Here is a 1,764-nt window from a genome sequence, read left to right on the forward strand (position 1 = left end):
GCCGCCGCCCGATCCGGATGCCGTCCGGCGACTGGCGTTCCAGCCGGGCGTCACGCACCCTTGGCCCGCGGCGCCGGCGCGCTGGCAGGGTAAGCCAGGGCGCCGCTGGGATAGACGGCGTACATCGCCCGCCGGTCGGTCAGGGGCGCGCCGTCCGCCGCCGTCTCGATGGCCACGACCCGGCCGGCCGCCCCGGCGATAGCCGTGCCAACCCATCAGCATCCGGCCGCGCAGCTCGGGGAACATGGTCCCGTCATAGTAGAGCATCGCCAGCGGCGCCGCGTGCGGCGGCAACAGCGAGATCGGCGCCGCCCGCTCCCCGCAGCGGGCCTGCGCCGCGGTCCATCCCGGCATGGCCGTGGCCATGTCCGTGCAATAGGGCCAGCCATGGTCCGAACCGGGCGTCAGCCGGTTGATCTCGTCGAACGGCCGGTCAGGCGCGCTCAGGTCGATCGAATTCTCCCCCTGGAAGATCGCGCCGGACGGATGTCTCGCCATCGCGACCGAGTTGCGCAGCCCCGAGGCGTAGACGGTCCATTCCGCGCTCCAGCGGCCGCCGCCCAGGTAGGGATAGCGCCGCACCATGGCCTGCTCCCCGGTTTCGGCGCAACGGCCCCGCGCGTCGCGCCGGGGCGCGCCCCGGGGCGTCCAGACAGCGGTCCGACGGCGCGCGACGTTGACCAGCAGGGCCCCGTCGCCATCGAACACGAAGGCCGACAGCGGATGGCGGTTCTCGTGCAGCCGGTTGTCCGGCAGCCCCTCCACCACCGCCTCGGCCTCGCTGGGCCTGGCCGGATCGAAGGCAAGATGCGGCTCATCTCGGCGATGTAGATCCGCCCGTCCGGTCCCCGCGCGATCGTGTGCGGCATCGACAGGCCGCCCAGCAGCCGGTCCAGCGCGCGCCGTCCGCCGCCGGGGACAGTCGCCACACCGCGCCGCGTCCGGCGTCCCAGCTTCCCAGTCGGCCACCAGCCAGTCGCCGTCGGGCAGCTCGAACAGGGCTCCCGGGGCACTGCGCCGGCCCCTCGTTCCGGCTCTCTGCCAGACCCGTCCCAGGCAGTAGCCCTCGGCCATCCGCACCAGGGTCGCCGGCCGCCCGTCGCAGTCGCCCTGCACGGCGTAGTCCCGCCCGGCCCCCTGGCCGGCGGCGGGAGAGGCGGCCAGAAACATCCCGGCCAGGACGGGGACGGCGAACACGGAGAGGCGGCGAAGCATGGTCTTGTCTCCCTGCCGGCACGCTAGCGCCCGGACGTCCGCGCGCCTATGCCCTTGCGAACGGCCTCGCGCTCGACGCCGAAAGGCGCCACCCTGTCGGCCGGGCGGACAGTCTCCGCCGACCCTTCAGGAAACCCTGATGTCCCTTCGCATTATCGCCGCCGCCGCGGTGCTTGGCCTTTCGCCGCCCCCCGCCCGCCGCCCCACGGGCCCAGACCACCATCGCCGAGACGGACTGGCGCGCCGTGCCGGCCGAGAACCTGCTGGTGATCGACACGACCAAGGGCCGCATCCTGGTCGAGCTGGCGCCCGAGATCGCGCCGCTGCACGTCGACCGGATCCGCCTGCTGGCGCGCAACGGCTTCTACGACAACCTGGTCTGGCACCGGGTGATCGACTGGTTCATGGCCCAGACCGGGGATCCTCTGGGCTCGGGCGAGGGCCAGAGCGCCTATCCTGACCTGAAGGCCGAGTTCACCTTCCGCCGCGACCCGGCCATGCCGTTCGCCCCGGCGGCCGAGCCGGCCGGCGCGCGGGGTCGGCTTCCTG

General features: G+C 73.8%; 2 protein-coding genes. One reads left to right on the forward strand and one right to left on the reverse strand.

Going from position 1 to position 1,764, the window contains the following annotated elements; genetic code table 11:
• Positions 1–1,215 (reverse strand): PQQ-dependent sugar dehydrogenase (locus AC2W7C_RS17450; protein WP_486002502.1); only part of this gene is annotated, 1,215 nt, incomplete at its 3' end.
• 173 nt (positions 1,216–1,388) lie between these two features.
• On the opposite strand from AC2W7C_RS17450, the gene AC2W7C_RS17455 reads away from it, so the two are divergent.
• The coding region (locus AC2W7C_RS17455) for a peptidylprolyl isomerase (RefSeq protein WP_486002503.1) at positions 1,389–1,764 on the forward strand (376 nt) is incomplete at its 3' end.

The sequence above is a fragment of the Brevundimonas sp. CURTG3B2_SDJG genome (assembly GCF_057364705.1).